This is a genomic window from Methylomonas sp. AM2-LC, from assembly GCF_039904985.1.
Lineage (GTDB): Bacteria > Pseudomonadota > Gammaproteobacteria > Methylococcales > Methylomonadaceae > Methylomonas.
The window spans coordinates 3,392,037-3,412,413 of record NZ_CP157005.1; the positions used below are offsets into that span (position 1 = coordinate 3,392,037).

Sequence of the window (20,377 nt, forward strand, 5' to 3'; positions counted from 1 at the left end):
TTCCTATGAATATACGATTAGCCAGCCGAGCAGCAGGCTCAGACAAGTTTCCAATGCAGCATTTAGGCATTATTAAGCTCACTATTGTTTTGCTGGCAGTATTGACAGGTTGTACGCTAGGCCCTGATTTTGTACAACCTGATCCACCTAAAGTTACAAGCTATAACTATACATCTGACCCGGTTACCACCGCTGAGGCTGGCGGGATTAGCCAACATTTTGCGTTGGGTGACAAAATCAGCGCAGACTGGTGGCAGCTGTTTAACTCCACCCCCTTAAACAGTATCGTAAAAGCAGCCATTGCCAATAATTTAGGCTTGCAGGCCGCTCAGGCTAATTTACGTCAAAGTCAGGCGACATTACAAGCAGGCTATGGCATCTTCTTTCCGCAAATTGATATGGGGTTTACCCCAAGCAGAAAACGCTTTTCAGCAGCCCAATTTGGTCAAACCTCTAAACCGACGATTTTTAATTTGTACACCATTAGCTCCACCGTGAGTTATACGCTGGATGTATTTGGCGGCGAACGCCGCAGGATTGAAAGCCTAAAGGCGCAACAGGAATTGCAGGGTTATACAGCACATGCTACCTATCTGACCCTGACGGGTAATGTGATCAACAGCATAATTACCAGTGCAGCATACAGTGCAGAAATCGATGCTACCCAGCAATTAATCGACAATATTCATAAGCAGATAGACATCACAGTCATTCAAGTGCAAACCGGTACTGTTCCTTATCTGACCCTGCTCAGTTTACGCAGTCAATTAGCCGCGCTGGCAGCTACACTGCCACCGCTACAGCAAAAACTTGATCAAAGCGCACATTTACAAGCCAGCCTGATGGGTAAGGTACCCGCAGAATGGCAAGCACCACCCATAAAATTGGAAGAATTGAAGCTACCAGCCAAAATGCCAGTGACCTTACCTTCCGATCTGATAAATCAGCGCCCGGATATACTGTCTGCCGCAGCACAACTGCACAGTGACAGTGCTAAAATCGGCGTAGCCACGGCCTCATTATTTCCAACCATCAGCCTAAGTGCATCGTATGGCTACAATAACACTTCCCTGGCCGACCTATTCATCAGTCACGGTAACATCTGGGCCATGGCTGGCAACTTTGCGCAACCTTTGTTTCACGGTGGCACTATCTGGTTTAACCGTAAAGCGGCCATAGAGACTTATGAAAGCTCTCTGGCCAATTATCGGCAAACAGTCATCAGCGCTTTCCAACAAGTTGCGGATACCCTTAAAGCCTTGGAACATGACGCTGCAACTCAGGCAGCGCAATGGGATGCGTTGCAGAGCAGCAATGCTTCATTAGCATTGATCAACGCCAATTATCAAGCTGGATTGGTCAATTATTTGCAGGTGCTTACAGTAAACAGTCAATATCAACAAGCCAGAATTGCCTATTTGCAAATTTTAGCGCAACGCTTTCAAGATAGCGTGGCGCTGTTTATTGCATTAGGTGGTGAATGGAATACGACTACCCCGTCGGCATTGGAAAACAACCCAGATAACAAACAGTTGAGCAACGATGATACTGCCGCGCCCTAAGCCTGAAACTCACCGCATTAATCGCAGCGGCTGGCTACGCGCCGTGGTGCTGGGCGCTAACGATGGTATTATTTCCACCGCTAGCCTATTGGTAGGTGTTTCCACTGCCGGTTTAGAGCAGGTGTTGATGACTGGCATCGCCGGATTAGCGGCAGGTGCTATGTCCATGGCCGCCGGTGAATATGTGTCTGTGTATTCGCAAGCAGACATAGAAAGCGCCGATTTGCGTAAAGAACGTCTAGAACAGCAAAACTTTCCGGCTGCAGAACTACGTGAGCTGGCGGATATTTATGTCAAACGCGGCGTCACCCGTAAACTTGCCCTACAAATAGCCAAACAACTCATGCAGCATGATGCGCTGGGCGCACATGCCCGAGATGAACTTGGCATTTCCAGTGTTTTAACCGCCCGCCCACTTCAAGCTGCGCTGGCTTCTGCCGCCAGTTTTACCATTGGTGCCAGCCTACCGCTAATGGTTACGCTGTTTACTCCAGCCCCAGTGTTGCTGCCCTGGTTGACAGGCACAACGCTGATTTTTTTGGGCATATTAGGAGCAATTGCCGCGCAAATTGGCAATGCCAGTAAACTGCGCGGAGCTTGGAGAGTGATATTGTGGGGTGCTATTGCCATGGCGATTACAGCTGCTGTGGGGCGTTTATTCACTACTAAAATCTAAACACAGCCGCATACCTACACTTAGCGTCAACGTAATCGTGGGCTTGTATGCGCAAAGGTAATTTCAAATACAGCGTGATACATAGATAACAAAACCCAATAAGAATTAAATAACCTGTAACATCAATATAATAGTTATTTAATTTCAACAAGATAAAATAAGACATAAGAATTATGTCTTATTTAAAAACTTGCGGCTTATTTTTGCTATGTGGGCTAGCGTACAGATAGAATAGATATTTATTGATAACTTTATCAGACCTACTGATAGAATCATCTTTTCTTTTCCTTTCCTAGCTGAATACACTTCTCACATGACAAACCCATGTAAACTTGGTAAAAATCAGCTTTTGGCCATACTTCCACCCGCTGAATTTGAGCAGCTTTCTGTCAATCTGGAGCCTATTGACTTGCAACTGGGTCAAGTGCTTTACGAATCAGGCGATGAGTTGCGCTATGTGTATTTCCCTACTACTTGCATAGTCTCTTTGCTTTACGTCATGGAAAATGGTGCTTCAGCAGAAATTGCAGTAGTAGGTAACGATGGCATACTCGGCGTAGCAACCTTTATGGGAGGCAAAACGATGCCTAATCGCGCAGTCGTGCAAAGCGCTGGCATTGCCTACCGTTTGAAAGCACATTTACTTTTGAATGAATTTAAGCGCTGTGGTGGTCGGCGTAAAGGCTTGCTGCATGATTTGCTGCTTCGCTATACGCAAGCACTGATTACGCAAATGACGCAAACCGCCGCCTGCAACCGACATCATACTGTAGACCAACAACTGTGTCGCTGGCTACTTTTAAGTATTGACCGACTTACTTCAAACGAATTGATCATGACCCAAGAACTCATTTCAAATATGCTGGGCGTACGCCGCGAAGGGGTTACGGAAGCCGCAGGCAAATTACAACGAGCAGGTTTGATAAATTATGTTCGTGGCCATATTACCGTAATAGATAGACCAGGATTGGAACTACGCGTCTGCGAATGCTATCAGGTTGTCAAAACTGAATTTGCACGCTTACTACCACTCTGTAACCCTTGTGATTCAATAGAATGTGTTACAACAATTCCAGCAAAAACACTTAAATTAAAATTAATGAAGTCTGATTAAAAGATAGACCTATACCATCTCCCTTGTTTATTAAATCGAAGTCAAACGATAACGAACCGGTCATTTGCAAAACCATTATTTCTATAATACCAACAGCGATGCGCACGTTATTACCCAGCAATTAATATTCAATTTGGTATATAACACCCACGCTGTTGGTTGCGGAACTCCCTGCTGTGGAACTAGTGGCGGCACCGCTACCCACCCCACCCTCAAACTTAAGATGTTTACTGATATCGATTTGGATGACTGGCTGCGGAACTCCACCTGAAATGCCTTGTTTAGCCCCCAGATAAACACCAGGCGCAATATATCGACCCGCTTCCAGACTGGGATTGACACCCCCAGCCGATAAACGATCCAATCCCAGTAGCTTACGCGCACTTTCCAGCGGATCACCTACTCCGGAAGTTACTCCCGTTAGTGACCCCAACGCAGCAGCGATCTGCACCATTTCCAGTGGACTTAAGCTGGCTGCGCCGCTGCCGAATAACAAGTTTGCTAAAATCTCGTCTGCTGGCAACACTGGCGAACTACTCAGTGCAATTTTCGGCTGTTGAGCAGTGCCGCTTATCGTTATGGTGGCTGCAATATTGTTGCGAGTGGAAGTGGCAACGAAATTTAAAGACGGATTGGTTAAGCTATTGTCAGCGAACCCGACCTCCCCCTGATTAAAAACCAGTACTTGACCTGCCAGCGTGAATTGACCTCGGCGCAAGGTAAATTTTCCATCTGGATACAGCTGGTTTAGATCGCCAGTCACCTTTATACTGCCGCCCAGTTCAGCATCTATGCCTCGGCCACGGACGAAAATTTCGCGCGGTGCATCTATGATCACATTCAGTGCCAAATTGCTATTCGACTCAGCCGCAGCAGGTGCAGCAGATGGTTTGAGGCTGCTTAGTTTTAGTACGGCAATACTTGTTGGCAAGCGTTCCGGAATTTGGATATCTGCACGATTAAGATGGATACCTCCACTGGCTGTCATACCCGTCATAAGCAAACCGCTGAGCAGCACATCGGCATCCAGATTGACTGTTAGTTGATCACTTGCCAATGGCCTGGCGTTACGGGCGATGATAGTCAAATCGATAGGCATGTCTGTAGTCAACAAATCAATACTACCGGTTGCATTCAAGGTTCCAGGCCCAGCGCGGGCCTTTAATTTGAGCATGGGTAAACTACCTTCTACAACTGCCAATGTTCCACTGATGTCGTTAATGCCAATCCCAGTACTAAAATCCTGCCAAGTACCCTGTTCAAGTTGCGCCGTACCTGTCAGTAAAGGTGCCGACCAAGTGCCAGCAAGCGTTGCATTCGCCAGCAATTGCCCGTGTAACTGTTGCCCAGTGGCATTCAATAACGGATCCAACACTTTTAAGTCTAGCGTGGCCGCACTTTGCAATGCAAACACGCCAGTATTGGTCATGGGAGTTTGCCCACTGATTTGTATGTTTATCATATTGCCAGCCTTAAGGTTGGCATCCACAACAACATTACCCGCATTTAATATTGCATTTGCACTAAATCCTGCGGGTGGCAATGCCTGACGCAGACGATTCTTAAGCTGCAGCTGCTTTGCTGTAATGTGCAACAAACCAGTGGGTTGTAACAGGCTACCGTGTAAATTGGCATCGGCACTCAGGGTACCCGTGATGGCTGGCATAGGGGTAAACAAGCTAAATAATTCGACTGGAGCCTGCTGCAATTCAACTGTCAGTGCCAAATTGGGCAAGATGCGTCCGGAGACCGCTAACTCAGCTTGCTGTATACCCAAACGCAAGCGATCAACACTTAATCCGTCCTTAAAACTGATATTTGTTGGAGCCAGCAGTTGCATAGTTTGCTGATGCCAAGTGGCTTGCAGTGAATTGCACAATAAAGAACGGTGAGTTCAACTGGTCATTGCAACGCATTCGTTTAGTTTATCACCAGGCATCATGTAGCCCAGTGTTTTTCTAGGTCTCGTATTAAGCTTTAAAGCAATCTCATCTAGGTCTTGCTGACTATAACCGCTTAAATCGGTCCCTTTGGGAAAATATTGTCTTAATAATCGGTTTGTATTTTCATTGGTTCCTCGCTGCCAAGGGCTTCTTGGATCGCAAAAATACATTGCCACATCGGTGGCTACAGTAAATCTTTTATGTTGAGCTAATTCAGTACCACGATCCCATGTCAACGAAGCCATTAAGCCGGAAGGAAGTTGCTGTACCTGACGAATTAATGCATTCACAACATTCGTCGTATCTTTGCCATCAACTTGAACCAGCAACACAAATCGTGACCGACGTTCAACTAGAGTAGCAATATGGCTGTTTTTAGACCCCGTAATCAGATCACCTTCCCAATGCCCAGGTATTGCACGATCCTCAACCTCTGCAGGTCGATCTTTTATCGATACCGCATCAATAATTTGCCCTCTTGGCTGGCCTTCAGTTGTTGATGCCTTACCTCGCCGCATCATTCGTTTCGATCGTAGATGTCCGATTAATTCCTTTTTCAAAACGCCGCGTGCTTGAATATACAGGCTTTTATAGATTGTTTCATGTGAGACATGCATATTGATATCGTTTGGATATTCATGTTTAAGCCAGCCAGCAATTTGCTCAGGAGACCAATCGAAACCGAGTTTAGTTGCCACCATGATTTGTAGTTGAGAATGTGTAGCCAGTCGACAGGGCTTAGGTCGCTGTGCTTGATCCCATGCTTTTGAATCAGCTTCGATTGCTCGATATTGATCTTTATTACCATTACGGGCAATTTCACGGCAGATAGTAGAGGGTGATCTTGCTAGTTTTGATGCAATCTGTCGCATTGATTCACCAGCCGCCAGTCCTCGCGATATTTCTTCGCGCTCAACTAGACTCAGTGACCTAGCCGATCTTGAGCGAGTTGCAGGAATAATTCCACCATGAGCGGATAAAACAGTATGCACGGATCCAGCATGCTTACCAAGGGCACGACCTATCTCACTGAGTGATTGTCCTAATTTCCATCTTTGCCACAACTCAACCTTTTGAGCTGCGGATAAACCGGGTCGACCTTTCTGTGCCATTGATTCACCTCTGTTAATAATATTAAATCAGATAGTGTTGCAATGACCAGTTGAACTCACCACTGTTATTTTTATTTAGCATGGCTGCTAGACTTAATTGCGCAGTGCTGCCGGACAGATCCGGCATAGTGGCGGACATTTGCAAATTCAAATCCTGTAATCCACCCTCCAGCTTTAGTTGCGCACTACCTGCCAGCTTGCCTATAGTGACACCCTGCACATCCACTATACCCTGCACCTGCGGTTGACCAAGCGCATCGCTAATATTCAGTTCTAAATTAGTTTGGGTTATCGTAGCCCTACCCGGCAAATTGAGATGCATGGCTGCCAGTTTAAATTTGGCCAGTGCTTGGCTATTGTGTATGTTTGTTTCCAGGCTGGCAGTGGCTCTGCCCGACAGAGGCTCCTTAAGCAAGGCTTGAAAATCGCTTAAATGTTCGACCTTTATATCAATCTTACCCTTAGGCATTGCATTGTTTTCCGTAAACTGTAATCCTCCCTGTGCCTGCAGGCTTTTCCAGTCGGCTTTGTCTATGACAATGTTTACGCTTTTAAGATCGGGACTGTTAACTGTCGCTATTATTTCAAGCGGTGCTTGCAAAAATTCACCAACCAATGTTAGTTGACCCTCCGCACGATTCGGCAAATGCTGTAATTGCAGATGCGCATGCAGCGACTCACTAGCGTAAGCCTTGTTTGCCAACTCAGCAATCAGGTCTGAAGACACAGTTAAATCATGCAGTGAACCATGCAGTTGCCCCTGCGCAGTCAGTTGCCCTGACTTATCAATAATAATATCGGTCAGTTTATTGAGATGCAGCTGCCAGTTGAAATCGGCGTCACCATTTATTACGTCACCAACTGCAGCTAAGCTCAAGTTCTTACCGTCTACATGCAGACTTGATAAGGCAATATCTTTATCTTGTGCGCTCATGCTGAGATTGAAGTTTGCGACTTCGCCCAATAATTTTACCCAAACACTATCATCCGAATTGAGGCTTAAACTACCGTGTAACGCCAACTGTTTATTTGTATTTTGCTGAGCATAATTTAACTGCATATCAGCGCTACCTGTCATCTGTAAACCAAATAGAGCAGCTAGGGGTTGCAGCCTGGGTAATGACAACATTAAGCTAGCGCTGGAGTTATCTGTAAGCATAGTGGTTTGTCCACTGACATCTATCAGGCTATGTTTTAGTGCCAAGCTAACCGGAAAATTAGCCTGATCGGTAGCCACATGGGCCTCAAACAGCAAAGGCTCGGCTAATAGCACATCCGGTTCGTCTGTCGCTAACCTAACACCGCTTAGTTCACCGTTTAGTTTTATCTGTCCATCCTTGCCCAGTAAGTTGCTAATTAGCTTGTCAATAACAACTTGGCCGACCATGAGTTTTTGCAGTGAACAGTCGCCATTAACATTGAGCCTGCTTAACTCCCCCTGTAACTGCAACTTAAGCGCCAGCGTTTGCCAAGCTAAATCTGAACGCACATGCATGGCGGGTGCGTTTGCTGTCAACATCAGATCGACACTGTTTTGTATCCAGTTGATATTGCCATCCAACAAGGCTGTTAAGCTATCCAGCTTAAGCGCTATATGAGTTTGTAAAGCTGCCAACGGCCCTGCCAAACTGACATTTACATTTAATCCTGTCTGACTGGACAAACCGGCTAAGGTTGCTAAAGGCCCAGCCGAGGCTTCTTGTAAGGTCATATGCGTGTCCAGCGTTTCATCAATCAGGCTGGCGAATAAGCTATAGGTGCCCTGTTTTTCCAAGTTTTGTATGCGCAGCTCTACTTCAGCACGCTTGATTGAGACCAGCGCTGTCCGTCCAGATACTTGAAAATTGGCAGCATCACCCGCTAAAGATGCTGCCATTTCGAAGCGCTCTATAAACAAACTGTTTAAAACTAGAGTCAATGGTAATGATGAGGTGACGGACGAACTCGATTCTTGCCCAGCCACAGGCAAGCGTTCAAGACTGATAAATCGGGCCTGAAGCTGCGTGATGTTAAGCTCCCCCACCAATAGTTTAGCGGGTTGCCAATCCAGCAGCAGATCATCTATTCGAAGCCAGACACCCTCAGCATCTTGCATTGAGATTTGACCGATACTTACTTGATCAGGAAAATCGGCGCTTAATCCGCTCAGCAAAATTTTTCCGGCACTTAATTTTAATACAGACGTTTCGATTACCGCGCGTCCGCCCGGCGTGACAGAAGCCAATATCAGCAATAGCAGCGCCAGCGCCAGCAACGCCGATAAACTGCCAAAACTCCATATCAGGTAGCGGAAAATTTTATGCATCAGAATGCCTGACCTAGGCCAATATAAACTTCGAACGAACCACTGCCAGGCACTGGGTTAACAGGCACCGCCACATCCAGGCGTATTGGCCCAAATGAAGTGTAATAACGCGCACCTACCCCGGCACCCATTTGCCAGCGATTCGAAAATGGCAAGGCATTCACGCTAACCTGACCGGCATCGGCAAACACCACGACACCATAGTCGTCCATAATACGTTGCCGCAATTCTACACTAGCGGCAGCAATTGCGGTTCCGCCCTGCGGCACCGAATCAGCAAATTTGGGACCAACTGATTGATATTTATAACCACGCACTGTGGCACTGCCACCCGCATAAAAACGTTTATCCGGTGGTAAATCGAACTGACTTGCTCCAGCACTATCGCCTAGCAAACCGCGTAAGGCCAGTACTCGACGTCCCGGCTCACCAAGCTCTAGATAGGTTGATGCGGAAACTTGTAGCAAAACAAAGGGCTGATGGCTGCCGCCCATTGAATAAGTAGGTGTTAATGCAGCACTTGCAATACTACCTTGGGTCGGATCGAGCAGGTTATTACTGCTATCATATTTCAATGTTAAGGGCAGACTGAGTAAAGTATAATCACGCTGGATGTTTTCCTGACTTATTTGTGCCTGTTCGGCCGCTATACCGTAACCACCCTGCCAATGTTGGGAAAGTTTACGATTCAGCATAGTATGTGCCAATAGCGCGGTCTCGTTATAAGCTGTAAAATTCTGCTGTAGAGCGTCTAATCCGATTTGTAAAGCTTGATCACGTACCAGAAAATCGGGTTTGCTAAAGGCTGCTCCCACTTTATAACCTAAACCGGTGGTACTATTACCGCCCAACTGGGTTAAAGCCGCGCTTAAACTGAGCTGTTCGGCATGACCGAACAGGTTGCGGCGTAACCAGGCACTGGAAAGACTACCGCCCAAATCGGTGGAATAAGCTGCGCCCATATTGGCAGAGTGCAGCGGACGTTCGGCAACATCAAAATTGAGTGGCACCTGACCCTGCTGATCCAGTTGTTGACCGCTACTGACTCGCACTGCAGAGAAAATGCCCAGCTCGTTCAAATCCTTACGTGCAGTTTCAATATCACTAGACTTAAATGCTTGCCCGGTAGAAACCAACAAACGCTCACGCACAAAACTCTCATCGGTATTCTTTAAGCCTACAATAGCAATATGGCCCAATTTAACTTTGGGTCCGCTGTCAACTTTAAACAAGATATCTAGCTCAGCGCTTTCTAGTGATAAGGTAGCAACAGGCTCATCCACTTTTGCCAAGGCATAACCTTGTTCGAGCAAGGCATTTAATAGACGGGTGCGTACTGCCAACACTTCCTCGGCTATGGCTTTGTCGCCGGTTTTTAACTTGATGACATCGACAATTGACTGCTCTACCTCTCCTGCTATTCTGATTTGTCGCAAATGAAATTGCGGCCCCAGTTGGAAAGATGCGGTTACCGGCACAGGAGGATCAGCAGCAGAGCTGCTTAAGTAATCAAATAGCTCTGGATCATCCAAGGTATGGCTGGCAATATGCAGCACCGCTTTTCCCTGATAATAACCCAGACTTTGCATAGCCATAACAAAGCGCTCCTGATCCTGCTTGGCACGCGCCAGCAACGCAAAAGGCCCAACCTCGGCGCTTTTTTGCAAACTGATTAATGTCGACGCATCGGCTAGCAATTTATCCAGTTGGGTATTGGTTGTACTCTCAAGAGTGACAATATAAGGCTGAGGATCGGCAGCGTAACAGACCTTGGCAATGGCAAACATCAATAGTACAAAGCCTAACAGTCCTAACAAGAATATATTACTTAAAATTTGTGGTTTAATTTCAAAAGCAGAAAAAGCAATACTGACGGTAGCTGGAAACAGCCGTTTCTTTAAGTTAAATGTTACAAATTGAAATAACACCTTGATTAAAGCCTAATGTTCATTTCCACATAACGTCGGCTTCCGCCTTTGCGGCTGCAGCAAGTAGTTCCAGTAAAGGAAATGCACGTTGAGCCAAACTAACCGAAGATTCAGCTGCTTTTTTATTAACATCGGTTGGCACTGTATTTTCCGTATTAATGGCTGCTTTTAAACGCTGCAGGTAAGCAGGAATATCGGCTGCCAGGATTGCACCGGGTACGGTTGCACTGTGCCCCATCATTGTTAACATCTTAAGTGCAATATCGCCAAACATGATGGTATCGGCATAAGCTTTGGTGGTAAAAGTCACTATCATAGCTGTTCTCTATCTCAGTTGCAGTGGTTGCTTAAGCTATCAATTATCCCAATAACCTTCGCGCTCGTAATGTCGATGCAATCTGACCTCATACGCTCTATCCAGCAGTATCTCAGGCGAATATTCAGGAGATTCTATAATGTTAGCTTTGTAAAGATTGATATAAATTGTCGATTCATCCCAGCTGATGCGTTCTATCCATTCAGCAGAAATCAGCACATTTTCGCCTGGCCACCAGTTATGGGTAGCCAGCACCAGATAGCGTATCGTCCAGGTTTCATCATCAATGATAAAATCGTCAATGTGGCCAATTTCACCATCTAAGGCATGGACGCGATAACCACTGACAGCTTGAGTGCTGCGTAAATGCGGATCCCAGCCTTTTTCAGCATGTTCAGGCGTTTGCCATTTGTTAGCGTCACGTTCAATACGAGGATAATAACCCCACATATAAGGCCCATCCCAATACAAAGGCCAACCATAATACTGATAGTAATCTTCCTCGAATTGCTTGGATACCGGTTTATGGCTACTTAAGGATGGACTTTCTTCTATCTGCTTTTGTGTCAAATGAATGGCAATATCTTCGCGCTCACGATTGACAGCAACCAAAGCATACGGTGAAATCAACACCTGCCTGCCAGTTAGCCAGCTGCCTGCATTAGCAACCAGATAACGTATTGTCCAGAATCGATCATCAAAATAGAATTCCTCTATCTTCCCTATGTCGCCATCCAGACTGTTTAATTGATAACCTTTTAGAGTTTTGGCTTTGTATAACATAAGAGTACTCCCGTGGCAATTACTAGTAACCTGATTATTCCGCCTTTGCCGTCAGGCAGTCTGTTCGACAGCGTACAAAGCTAGATAACTGAGCCAGAATTGGAAGTGGGTATTTTCATCGAAAACCAATGGGGTCACACTCAACCGAGTCTAACCACATTGATATTTTGACTGCATTCAAAAAAAGCGTTGTGATTTCTTGATAATTTAAAATTAGTCTAGTTTGGTATAATTAGACTAAATGTGGATTTTATAATAATCGGAGAAGCTTGCAATGCCACGGGAATTCAAATCACAATGGGACGCTTCTGGCCAGATTAGACGAGAGGCGATGGCTGCTGGGTTGTTCATCTATGACATTGTTTTCTCAAGCTACAGGGGTCCTCAAAGAAGCGCTGAGTGACGCCGGAGAAAGTGGTGGTCTTTGCCGCTCTATGAGTATTAGGTGGATCAAGGGGCGAGCAAATGGTAAAAACTTTTTGTCGGAGTTAATCTTGCCTGGTCAGCAAGTGAATACCTCCATTGTTAAAGCGATGGCCGATGAATATAAATCACTGGGTGAGCAGGACATTGGTACACAGGTCAGCTACATCAAAGCTCAATTGGTCGGGGCAGGACTTGAATGCACCGGGGCACATTTGGAAACATTGCCAAGTGCCAACGTGTTCAGTGTTGGACCTTGGTTTACCTTGTCTAGTGACAAAGTGGGAATGGGAAAACTGCGTAGCATCAACATTTTTGGTAAATACCCTCATGCTATGGCTATGGATTTTAGGGAAGCGGTATGCAATTTTCTTTGATCCTAATTGGGGGCAATTCACTTTTCCTACACATCTTCAAATGGCCAACTTTCTTACCAAAAGTATGTTTACTCGCTATGGACAAGAACACAAATACGCAGATCGTATCAAATTTGGAGGTGTGGTAAAAATCGGATTCAATAAATGAAAGCATTTTTTATTAAGGCCATAAGCCGCAATTATCAAAGCGGTTGCCTCATAGGGCGTCAATAGCGAAGCGTATTGCGTATATGGTAGGCATCTTTTGTTTACGAATACTTTTAGCGCATGAATCGCTATTATAATCATGGCGGCATTTTCTTAAATACTTGATAAGCAATCTGTTTCGCAATCATATTCTAAGGGATATTATGACAGCATTACCTTAATTATACGGCGATTGACTTCAATCGGTGGAATACGGTTTGCACCTATTCCACCCTATGAAAAACCAACGATTTATTGAGTGCGAATATGGCCTTGTTTCACGCAAAACGTAAGGTAGCATGGGCAATGGTTAATTCTTCATCGGTGCGGATAACGCGCACAGATACCTTACTGTTATCTTTCGATATTAACCCAGATGCAGCCTGATTGCGGTTAGCGTCTAGCTCAATACCTAGAAACTCCAGGCCCTCGCAAATGTGAGTACGTATCAAGGGTGCATTTTCGCCAATACCACCAGAGAAGACCAGCGTATCTATACCACCCAATGCTGCGGCAAAACCGCCTATCCATTTTTTCACCTGATAACAGTACAGTGCAACGGCTTCGGCCGCGCGCGTGTCATCAGGTTCTGCGGCCAGTAAATCGCACATATCGGCACTCAATTCCGACACACCTAGCAGGCCGGATTCGTGGTTGACCATATGTGAAAATTGAGCGGGAGTCATTTTCTCTATATGCGCCAGATAAGCACTCAACTCTGGATCCAAGTCGCCGGAACGGGTACTCATGGGCAAACCCGATGTCGGTGTAAACCCCATGCTGGTATCAATACTTTTGCCATTCAGTACCGCGGCCAAACTAGAGCCTGCGCCAAGATGGGCTAAAATTACACGTCCTTCAATAGCCGCAGGATCACCCAGCTGCCGCAATTCTGCCAATAATGAGATATAAGCTAAACCGTAAAACCCATAACGTTGCACACCCTTTGCCAAATAACGACGTGGAATAGGCAACCATTTAGCTATTAAGGGCATTTCATGATGGAAAGCCGTATCAAAACAGGCTACTTGCCGCAGATGCGGATAGCGATCACGTAGTGTCACTATCATTTCAATCTCGTTACGCAGTTGCTCCTGCCCAAAGGGTAGCATCAGTCTTAATTCATCCAGCAAATCTGGGGTTACCAATTCGGACTCGGCATGCTGCATCCCCTGAATGACTCGATGACCAATGGCACCCAGCGTTGCAAATAGTTGCTGTTTCTCAAACCAATCAAACAAAAAACGTGCGGCCGATTGATAATCAGTCACGCTGATACTGAGTGTTTGCGGTTGTTCTGCGGTACTGTCAATAAAGCTTAAATGCGTGCCGTTCATGCCCATACGCTCAATTTTTCCCGATAATTTACGTTCCAATCCAAAGTCCGAAGACGCAAATAGCGCAAACTTGATACTGCTAGCGCCTCCATTCAAGGCTAAGATGTCAGAATGAATATTGTTCATAATTTACTCCCTATGGTTTCCATAAAATGTGCTGACATTCCAACGGTATTGATACACCCGCACAGCAAGGTATAACTCTAGGTGTATAATCAGTCAGCGAACGATTTCGCGCTATAACCGCCTTATAAAACGCGCTACTGTTTACGAAGGTGTCAGCTCTAACTCTCTGCATAGTATGACGTTCGATAGTATCCGCATCGCTACCATCAGCAAACAGTTCTACGCTGATAGCGCTGGGATCAATCTCTCCCAGAAACAACTGTAAACTAAACTCATACTGTGTTTCATCACTGGTGACAGTCAAGTCAACAAAACGTAAATGCTGCCAGTTTTGTGTCAGGCTTTGTTGCCAATCGACCATTTTCAGCGCGTTGACACTATTATTCTCACAACGCTCGTGATAGGCATTGGCAGCTGGCAGATAATGTTGGGTTGTATATTCACAAACGGCGCGGCTGGCAGAGAAACGTGGGGTTAGCTGTGCCATACTTTCCCGCATGCGATTCACCCAGCGGTTAGGTATATTGTTCTCATCACGATCATAAAACTCTGGAATGACTTCACGTTCTAATAATTCGTAAAGACAATTCGCCTCGTAAGCATCCAGTCCTGTATCACCAGTGTGCTCACGCCGATCTCCCAACGCCCAACCAACTGCGGGGGAATAAGCTTCTGCCCACCAGCCATCCAGTTCAGATAGATTTAGTCCACCATTAACCAACACTTTCATACCGCTCGTTCCACAGGCTTCCCAAGGTCTGAGCGGTGTATTCAGCCACACATCAACCCCCTGTACCAGATGGCTGGTCAAATGCATATCGTAATCTGCCAGAAAAACAACATGTCTGCTCACTTCGGGGCGCTGAATAAACTGATTCCATTCCTTAATTAAAGCGCAGCCGGCTTTATCGGCCGGATGCGCTTTTCCAGCCAAAATCAGTTGTACCGGTCTTTGGGCATTAGTTAGCAGTCTCAGCAAACGCTCTGGGTCTTGTAGCAATAAATTAGGTCTTTTGTAAGTGGCAAAACGTCGTGCAAAACCCAACGTCAACACATTAGGATCAAAAATATGCTTTGCTTCGACCAGGACTTCAACCGAAGTACCCGCTAAGGCACGTTGCCGGCTAAGTTGTTTACGTACTAAGGATACAAATGATTCGCTGGCGGCAATACGAAACTCCCAAAGCCGCTGATCAGAAAGCTTACGAATATCTTGCTCCAGATTAACCGTAGTACCTAACCAGCGTTCTTTACCGCAGGCTTCCGTCCAAAGTTCATCGGCCGCAACTGAATCCCAGGTTGGCATATGTACACCATTGGTGACATAGCCAACCGGTACTTCTTCCGGCGGCCAATGTGGAAACAAATTGTTAAATAAATGACGACTGACTTTACCGTGTAACTGACTGACTGCATTGACCGCCCCGCTACCACGAATGGCCAAGTACGCCATATTAAATGGCTCGGACTCATCATCAGGGTTTTGTCGCCCCAAGGCTAGCAACTGGTGCAAACTAATACCCAGTTTATGCTCGGCATAGCCCGCCAGGTATTGCGCTATCAGTGCTGGTTCAAAACGATCAAAGCCCGCAGCCACTGCGGTATGCGTTGTAAACAGGTTACCAGCTCGCGTTGCGGCAAGTGCTACAGCAAATGCATGACCAGTCTGTTGCATATAGCAATAGGCACGTTCCAATACCGCAAACGCGGCATGCCCTTCGTTCAGGTGACAGACATCGGGTTTAATACCCAGCGCGGCCAGCAATCGCCAGCCACCTATACCTAACAACAATTCTTGTTTAAGACGCAGCTCAATATCACCACCATACAACTCACTGGTAATGCCTCTATGTTCAGGAAAATTAGCGGCATCATTACTATCCAGCAAATAGAGTTTTACCCTACCCACCTCAACTTGCCAGGTCCTTAACCATACTTTATAACCATGGAAACTAATTTCCAGACGTAACCATTCACCGTTGGCATGTCTAACTGGCGTAATGGGTAATTGTCCTGGATCGTTATACGGAAACAACGCCTGCTGCTCACCCTGTTTATCTATCAATTGCCGAAAATAGCCTTGTTGATAGAGTAAGCCGACACCGACTATCGGTACCCCCAGATCACTGGCCGCTTTTAACTGGTCACCAGCTACATTGCCTAAACCACCCGAATAAATGGGCAGCGATTCGCTCAGCATAAATTCCATGCTGAAATAGGCAATACAGCCTAAAGTACTATCGGCATGTTGCTCTTGAAACCAGGCCGGGGCGGCCAGAGCCAAACGTCTAGTTTTGAGAAGATCGTCGACTTTGTGGCGAAACACTGGATCAGCCAGTAAGCACTCGATACGATCACGCGATACGGTTTGCAGCACTACCCAAGGGTTATGCGTAATTTCCCATAATTCATGATCTAATTGCCGCCATACACCGTCAGTTGAGTGATTCCAAGCCCAACGCATGTTTAATGCCAACTCGGCCAAACAATCAAAACCCTCGATTTCTACCGGCAAAAGATTATAGATAGGGTGACTAACACGGGTTTGATTCAACATGATTTAAGCTTACCTTTAATATTATTGCCAGCACTACGCGTGTAAGCGGGGATCATCGTCAAAAATGGGTTGTTTATACAAGATAATGTAAACCCCGGATTTATAGCCCAAAAGCCTATAGCCTCACAGTAAACGCAATAGCTCAATAGGTCTGTTCGGCAACGTACTTAGGTTGGATTGCAATCGTGGGTAATAAAAAAACTTAGAAATCAAGCAATAGCCGCATCTAGTAACTGACCAACAATACGCTGATGCGATTGCTGAACTAAAAGTAATTTCCATTCTATCAAGCAGCGCATATATAACGGCAATCGGTTACTTAGCAGCATTTTGTTATATTGTGCGGTGACGCTTTCTTCACCTGTCAGTAATTGCCTTAAAGCCTTTTTCCTGCTAATACGGCAGCGGGTACCCGAAACTACTGACGCCAAAGCATCAGTCTTAGTCTTGTTTGCGCAGAGTGTCGAACCTTGCTCACCTATTTCGGCTTCTAAGCTAACGGCAGCCGCTTTATGGCCTAAATAAATGCACATTAAGGATTCTGATTCGCCCTTGTTGACATTGGAAGATGTTTTTTTCATAACCTGCTGATAAATGTTTATAACAGCTAATTCGGTTTCTAGTAAATTGAGAGGCATGTGAATATTAGACATAATTTAATTTTGAATATTCTCGAAAAATTAGCTTTTGGAAGTGACTTCTACCCGCTCATTTTTCGACAGCTACAGAACAATTGCTTAACCATTCATTTGAAACGGATACACAAACTATCAAACTCATCACCGCTTAATCATTTGGATAAAACCGCTACTGATTTAGCTAGATAAGCTGGCCAAATCAATTTCATGATTAGATATAGGGGAATGAGTATGGACTTATGTTTTTCGTAACAACACGAATGAAAAGACCTTAACGCGTGAGCGTAATATTGCCTACGCGCGTTTAAACTTGGCGAATTTATAAATAACAATTTACTCTAAGTACTTGGAGACAACGCACCCTATCGAGAATTAAACTATTGATTTCATAAAAACTATCGGAAATTCAATGGTAAAATCAAATTAATACCCGGCGATTGTGGAGGCACCATGTAAACAGGAGGCGGAGCATAAACGGGTTGAGCATAACCATAGCCATAACCGTTACCGTATCCATAGGCATTACCACCTCGGCCTCTACCGTTCCAATTGCCGTGTTCTTCACCGCGCTCATGTCCATGTTCGTGACCATGTTCTGCAAACGCAGCCGGTATGGATAAACAACTTACCGTTATGACAATGGTGATTATCGTCAGTTGCTTGGTTGTTATTGATAGCGGCTGTCTCGACAGTTTTGAGCGGCTATTAATAGAAAATGCACTCTTTAAAAATAGGGCAAGCATTAAGTAAATCGAGTTTGGAATAAAGAATACCGAGCGGGCACTTTTGATCATGACTGATCATCCTGTTTCTTTTCACCCTGCTTATGTTGGTGAAAATGATGATCGCCATGTTGAAACAAAGCATCAGCACTTTTTTTCTGTGCATCTGACATACTGTCATATAGTGCTGTAAATAGCGGTATCAGCTTCTTGATTCCATCCGCATGTGCAGTGGTAATTTCCGCATAGGAATTTAAATCATCAATAGCCGTCATTTGCTTAGCATGATCATGCCTTGCTTGTGTAAGAGTATCCATGATTTTTGCATCTTCACGCATACTGGTATCGACCCTAGACCATTTTTCTTCCTGATCTGGTGTAATATTTAGTTTGGCATGCATATTTTTGATACGAGTCGTAAGCCGTTCCTCTTGATGCTTTTCATCAGCTATTGCAAAACCCGCAGATAGACTCAAACCAAACAGCAAAGCAATTGCCATCAGCAATCGTTTATTAGCGATAGTGTGTCGATTAACATTTGTTATCATTTTATACTCCGTATAATTAGTACTTTTATCCCCATGACTTTGACAGTATGGAAAATTCATAGTGTCATTATCAACACTGATAGAGCCAAGTTCAGTTCGTTAAGCGACATAGTGACACTAAAAATGAAAATGCATGCCTAAGCCCACATACTGCACTTTAGTTTGATAAAACTGGCCTATGGGAGAGTTGCCATCAAAATATTCTGCCAGAATCTGTAATTTACGCCCCCACACCTGAGTATTATCAAACTCAACACCAGCTCTGACTGATATATCCGAGCCCCAATGGTTCTGCTCGAAATTTTTAACATCAGCGGCAAAAATGGGGCGCATGGCAGCTAGGTCCATAATCCAGGGGCTTCTAAACTCCAACCCATATTCTGTCGCCCAGGTTTTGAGAGTGCTGGGGTCTTTATCAATCAGACCAGTGCCACCACCATAAACGCGCAGCCCATAAGGTAAAGCGTAAGACAATTTTAAATCTAGTCCTTCATAACTCAGATTTACCCGCTGAAAATGCGTATTTCGCAGAAATTGCGCAATTAAAAACTCATCACCCACATGCGAACTCTGATGATAAAAGCGACCAAAAGCTGAAAATGCCCCATTGCGTATACTGCCATAACCAGCCACCGTAAAATCAGAATTGACCAGATTTTTTGATTGGGTATCCAAATTAAAATCACTAAATACCCCGGCCTGCATTCCTGTTTCCCATTGCGCACCGGAATTACCCAAGTTAGCGCGATAAAACGGCATGGTTTCACCAAAACTTACCGAAGCATTATTTCCACCAGCAAAGTTTTTAGGCTGATAACTGCGATAGGCTACCGAAAAATGTGACCAGCGCGGGTCTGCCAGAAAGGGTTTAAATAATAAGCCTACGGGCAATATACCGGTTGGCAAAATTTGTTGTGTCTTAACGGTAGCAGCATTATCAAACGTCTGAACGGCTGCAGCGCCAGATGTTCCTGCTGGTCCGCCACTAGTCTGGTAAATGTTGACAGCCTTAACACCCGGTATTGCTGACAATAATTTTGCCGCTTTATTTTGATCATCTGTATTCAAGGCAGTAACAGGCATAGATATCACCCCATCTTTAACCTCTACGGGGGGTAGTTCCTGTTTTAGCTCATGATGCAAAACCGCATTGGCATAACCAGCAAGATAAGCATCATCAGTTGAGATGGCATTTGCTAAACCACTGTAAATTAGCATCATGCTGGTTAGCAGACTTAATTGAAAAGTTTGCATATTTATTTAGCCACTTCGCCAGCACTGAACTGCAGTTCATTGACGACTGATTTCACATACTTCTGACTAGTCACCAGAGTGATTGCTCTGCCGATCAGTTGCTCTGAACTCAAAATACCGTTTAATTTAACCACGCCATCTACAGTCGTTACTTCAATTTGCGTTGCTTTCAATAAATCGTCAGCAACCAAGGTCTCTTTCACTTTAGCGGTAATCATGGCATCATCCATATAGTTACCGGCAGTTGTGGCATCTTTAGCGACTGACGTTTTTGCGTTTTCCAGATCTTTACCTGCTTTTTCGGTCACTTGATCAATTTTCTGACCCGCCTTTTCCGCTGGGCCTTTTTGATCACAAGCTGTCATAGCAACTAAGGCGCTTAAAAAGGTAATAGCCAGTAGTCTTCTGAAATAATTGGCTTTAAACGTATTCATGATATTTTCCTAAATTAGGTGGAATGAAAGGTGTTG

Annotated in this window: 17 protein-coding genes; 4 read left to right on the forward strand and 13 right to left on the reverse strand. The window is 45.2% G+C overall.

Translation table 11 applies throughout. The annotated features are described in order from the left end of the window. Positions 1-5: 5 nt before the first annotated feature. The 3 genes from ABH008_RS15145 to ABH008_RS15155 all read left to right on the forward strand — a co-directional run bounded on the left by ABH008_RS15145 (position 6) and on the right by ABH008_RS15155 (position 3,352). Positions 6-1,562 carry an efflux transporter outer membrane subunit gene (locus ABH008_RS15145; RefSeq protein WP_347986451.1) on the forward strand — a complete coding sequence of 519 codons (1,557 nt, stop codon included), beginning with the start codon at positions 6-8 and terminating at the stop codon, positions 1,560-1,562. Further along, positions 1,543-2,238, forward strand: a complete 696-nt coding sequence (locus tag ABH008_RS15150) for a VIT family protein (RefSeq protein WP_347986452.1) — start codon at positions 1,543-1,545, stop codon at positions 2,236-2,238. Before ABH008_RS15145 ends, ABH008_RS15150 begins: the two co-directional genes overlap by 20 nt. 313 nt (positions 2,239-2,551) lie before the next feature. Beyond that, the gene (locus ABH008_RS15155; protein ID WP_347986453.1) at positions 2,552-3,352 is read left to right on the forward strand and encodes a Crp/Fnr family transcriptional regulator; all 801 of its coding nucleotides are present in this window, start codon (positions 2,552-2,554) and stop codon (positions 3,350-3,352) included. A 121-nt stretch (positions 3,353-3,473) separates the two neighbouring features. Here the strand turns inward: ABH008_RS15155 and ABH008_RS15160 are convergent, their stop codons facing one another. From ABH008_RS15160 to ABH008_RS15185, 6 genes are read right to left on the reverse strand one after another with little or no spacing between them, the layout of a single operon-like run. Next, positions 3,474-5,192 carry a translocation/assembly module TamB domain-containing protein gene (locus tag ABH008_RS15160; protein ID WP_347986454.1) on the reverse strand — a complete coding sequence of 573 codons (1,719 nt, stop codon included), beginning with the start codon at positions 5,190-5,192 and terminating at the stop codon, positions 3,474-3,476. Between the two features lie 54 nt (positions 5,193-5,246). Further along, a complete protein-coding gene (locus ABH008_RS15165) occupies positions 5,247-6,407 on the reverse strand; it encodes an IS30 family transposase (RefSeq protein ID WP_347985983.1) in 1,161 nt (386 codons plus the stop codon). Between the two features lie 22 nt (positions 6,408-6,429). After that, positions 6,430-8,712 carry a hypothetical protein gene (locus ABH008_RS15170; protein WP_347986455.1) on the reverse strand — a complete coding sequence of 761 codons (2,283 nt, stop codon included), beginning with the start codon at positions 8,710-8,712 and terminating at the stop codon, positions 6,430-6,432. Beyond that, on the reverse strand, positions 8,712-10,640 hold the full coding sequence (locus ABH008_RS15175) for a BamA/TamA family outer membrane protein (protein WP_347986456.1): 1,929 nt from the start codon (positions 10,638-10,640) through the stop codon (positions 8,712-8,714). Before ABH008_RS15175 ends, ABH008_RS15170 begins: the two co-directional genes overlap by 1 nt. Before the next feature lie 19 nt (positions 10,641-10,659). Then, positions 10,660-10,956 (reverse strand): DUF1840 domain-containing protein, encoded by a 297-nt coding sequence (locus tag ABH008_RS15180; protein WP_347986457.1) that lies wholly within the window; start codon positions 10,954-10,956, stop codon positions 10,660-10,662. A gap of 39 nt (positions 10,957-10,995) precedes the next feature. Further along, positions 10,996-11,739, reverse strand: coding sequence for a PRC-barrel domain-containing protein (locus tag ABH008_RS15185; protein WP_347986458.1), 744 nt, complete (start codon positions 11,737-11,739; stop codon positions 10,996-10,998). 353 nt (positions 11,740-12,092) lie between these two features. On the opposite strand from ABH008_RS15185, the gene ABH008_RS15190 reads away from it, so the two are divergent. Beyond that, positions 12,093-12,539 carry a hypothetical protein gene (locus tag ABH008_RS15190; RefSeq protein WP_347986459.1) on the forward strand — a complete coding sequence of 149 codons (447 nt, stop codon included), beginning with the start codon at positions 12,093-12,095 and terminating at the stop codon, positions 12,537-12,539. Between the two features lie 464 nt (positions 12,540-13,003). On the opposite strand, the gene ABH008_RS15195 is transcribed toward ABH008_RS15190, so the two are convergent. The 7 genes from ABH008_RS15195 to ABH008_RS15225 form a co-directional block, all read right to left on the reverse strand. Continuing rightward, positions 13,004-14,188: an acetate/propionate family kinase gene (locus ABH008_RS15195; RefSeq protein ID WP_347986460.1), complete on the reverse strand. Its 1,185-nt coding sequence runs from the start codon at positions 14,186-14,188 to the stop codon at positions 13,004-13,006. 10 nt (positions 14,189-14,198) lie between these two features. Continuing rightward, complete coding sequence (gene glgP, locus ABH008_RS15200; RefSeq protein ID WP_347986461.1) at positions 14,199-16,745, reverse strand: alpha-glucan family phosphorylase; 2,547 nt, start codon at positions 16,743-16,745, stop codon at positions 14,199-14,201. A 209-nt stretch (positions 16,746-16,954) separates the two neighbouring features. Then, positions 16,955-17,326, reverse strand: a complete 372-nt coding sequence (locus tag ABH008_RS15205) for a hypothetical protein (protein WP_347986462.1) — start codon at positions 17,324-17,326, stop codon at positions 16,955-16,957. A gap of 452 nt (positions 17,327-17,778) precedes the next feature. Next, positions 17,779-18,177, reverse strand: a complete 399-nt coding sequence (locus tag ABH008_RS15210; protein WP_347986463.1) for a hypothetical protein — start codon at positions 18,175-18,177, stop codon at positions 17,779-17,781. Beyond that, entirely contained in the window at positions 18,174-18,653 is a 480-nt protein-coding gene (locus ABH008_RS15215; protein ID WP_347986464.1) for a Spy/CpxP family protein refolding chaperone, read from the reverse strand. Before ABH008_RS15215 ends, ABH008_RS15210 begins: the two co-directional genes overlap by 4 nt. 117 nt (positions 18,654-18,770) lie before the next feature. Next, a complete protein-coding gene (locus ABH008_RS15220; RefSeq protein WP_347986465.1) occupies positions 18,771-19,907 on the reverse strand; it encodes a DUF1207 domain-containing protein in 1,137 nt (378 codons plus the stop codon). 2 nt (positions 19,908-19,909) lie between these two features. Then, the gene (locus tag ABH008_RS15225; protein WP_347986466.1) at positions 19,910-20,341 is read right to left on the reverse strand and encodes a BON domain-containing protein; all 432 of its coding nucleotides are present in this window, start codon (positions 20,339-20,341) and stop codon (positions 19,910-19,912) included. Between the last annotated feature and the right edge of the window lie 36 nt (positions 20,342-20,377).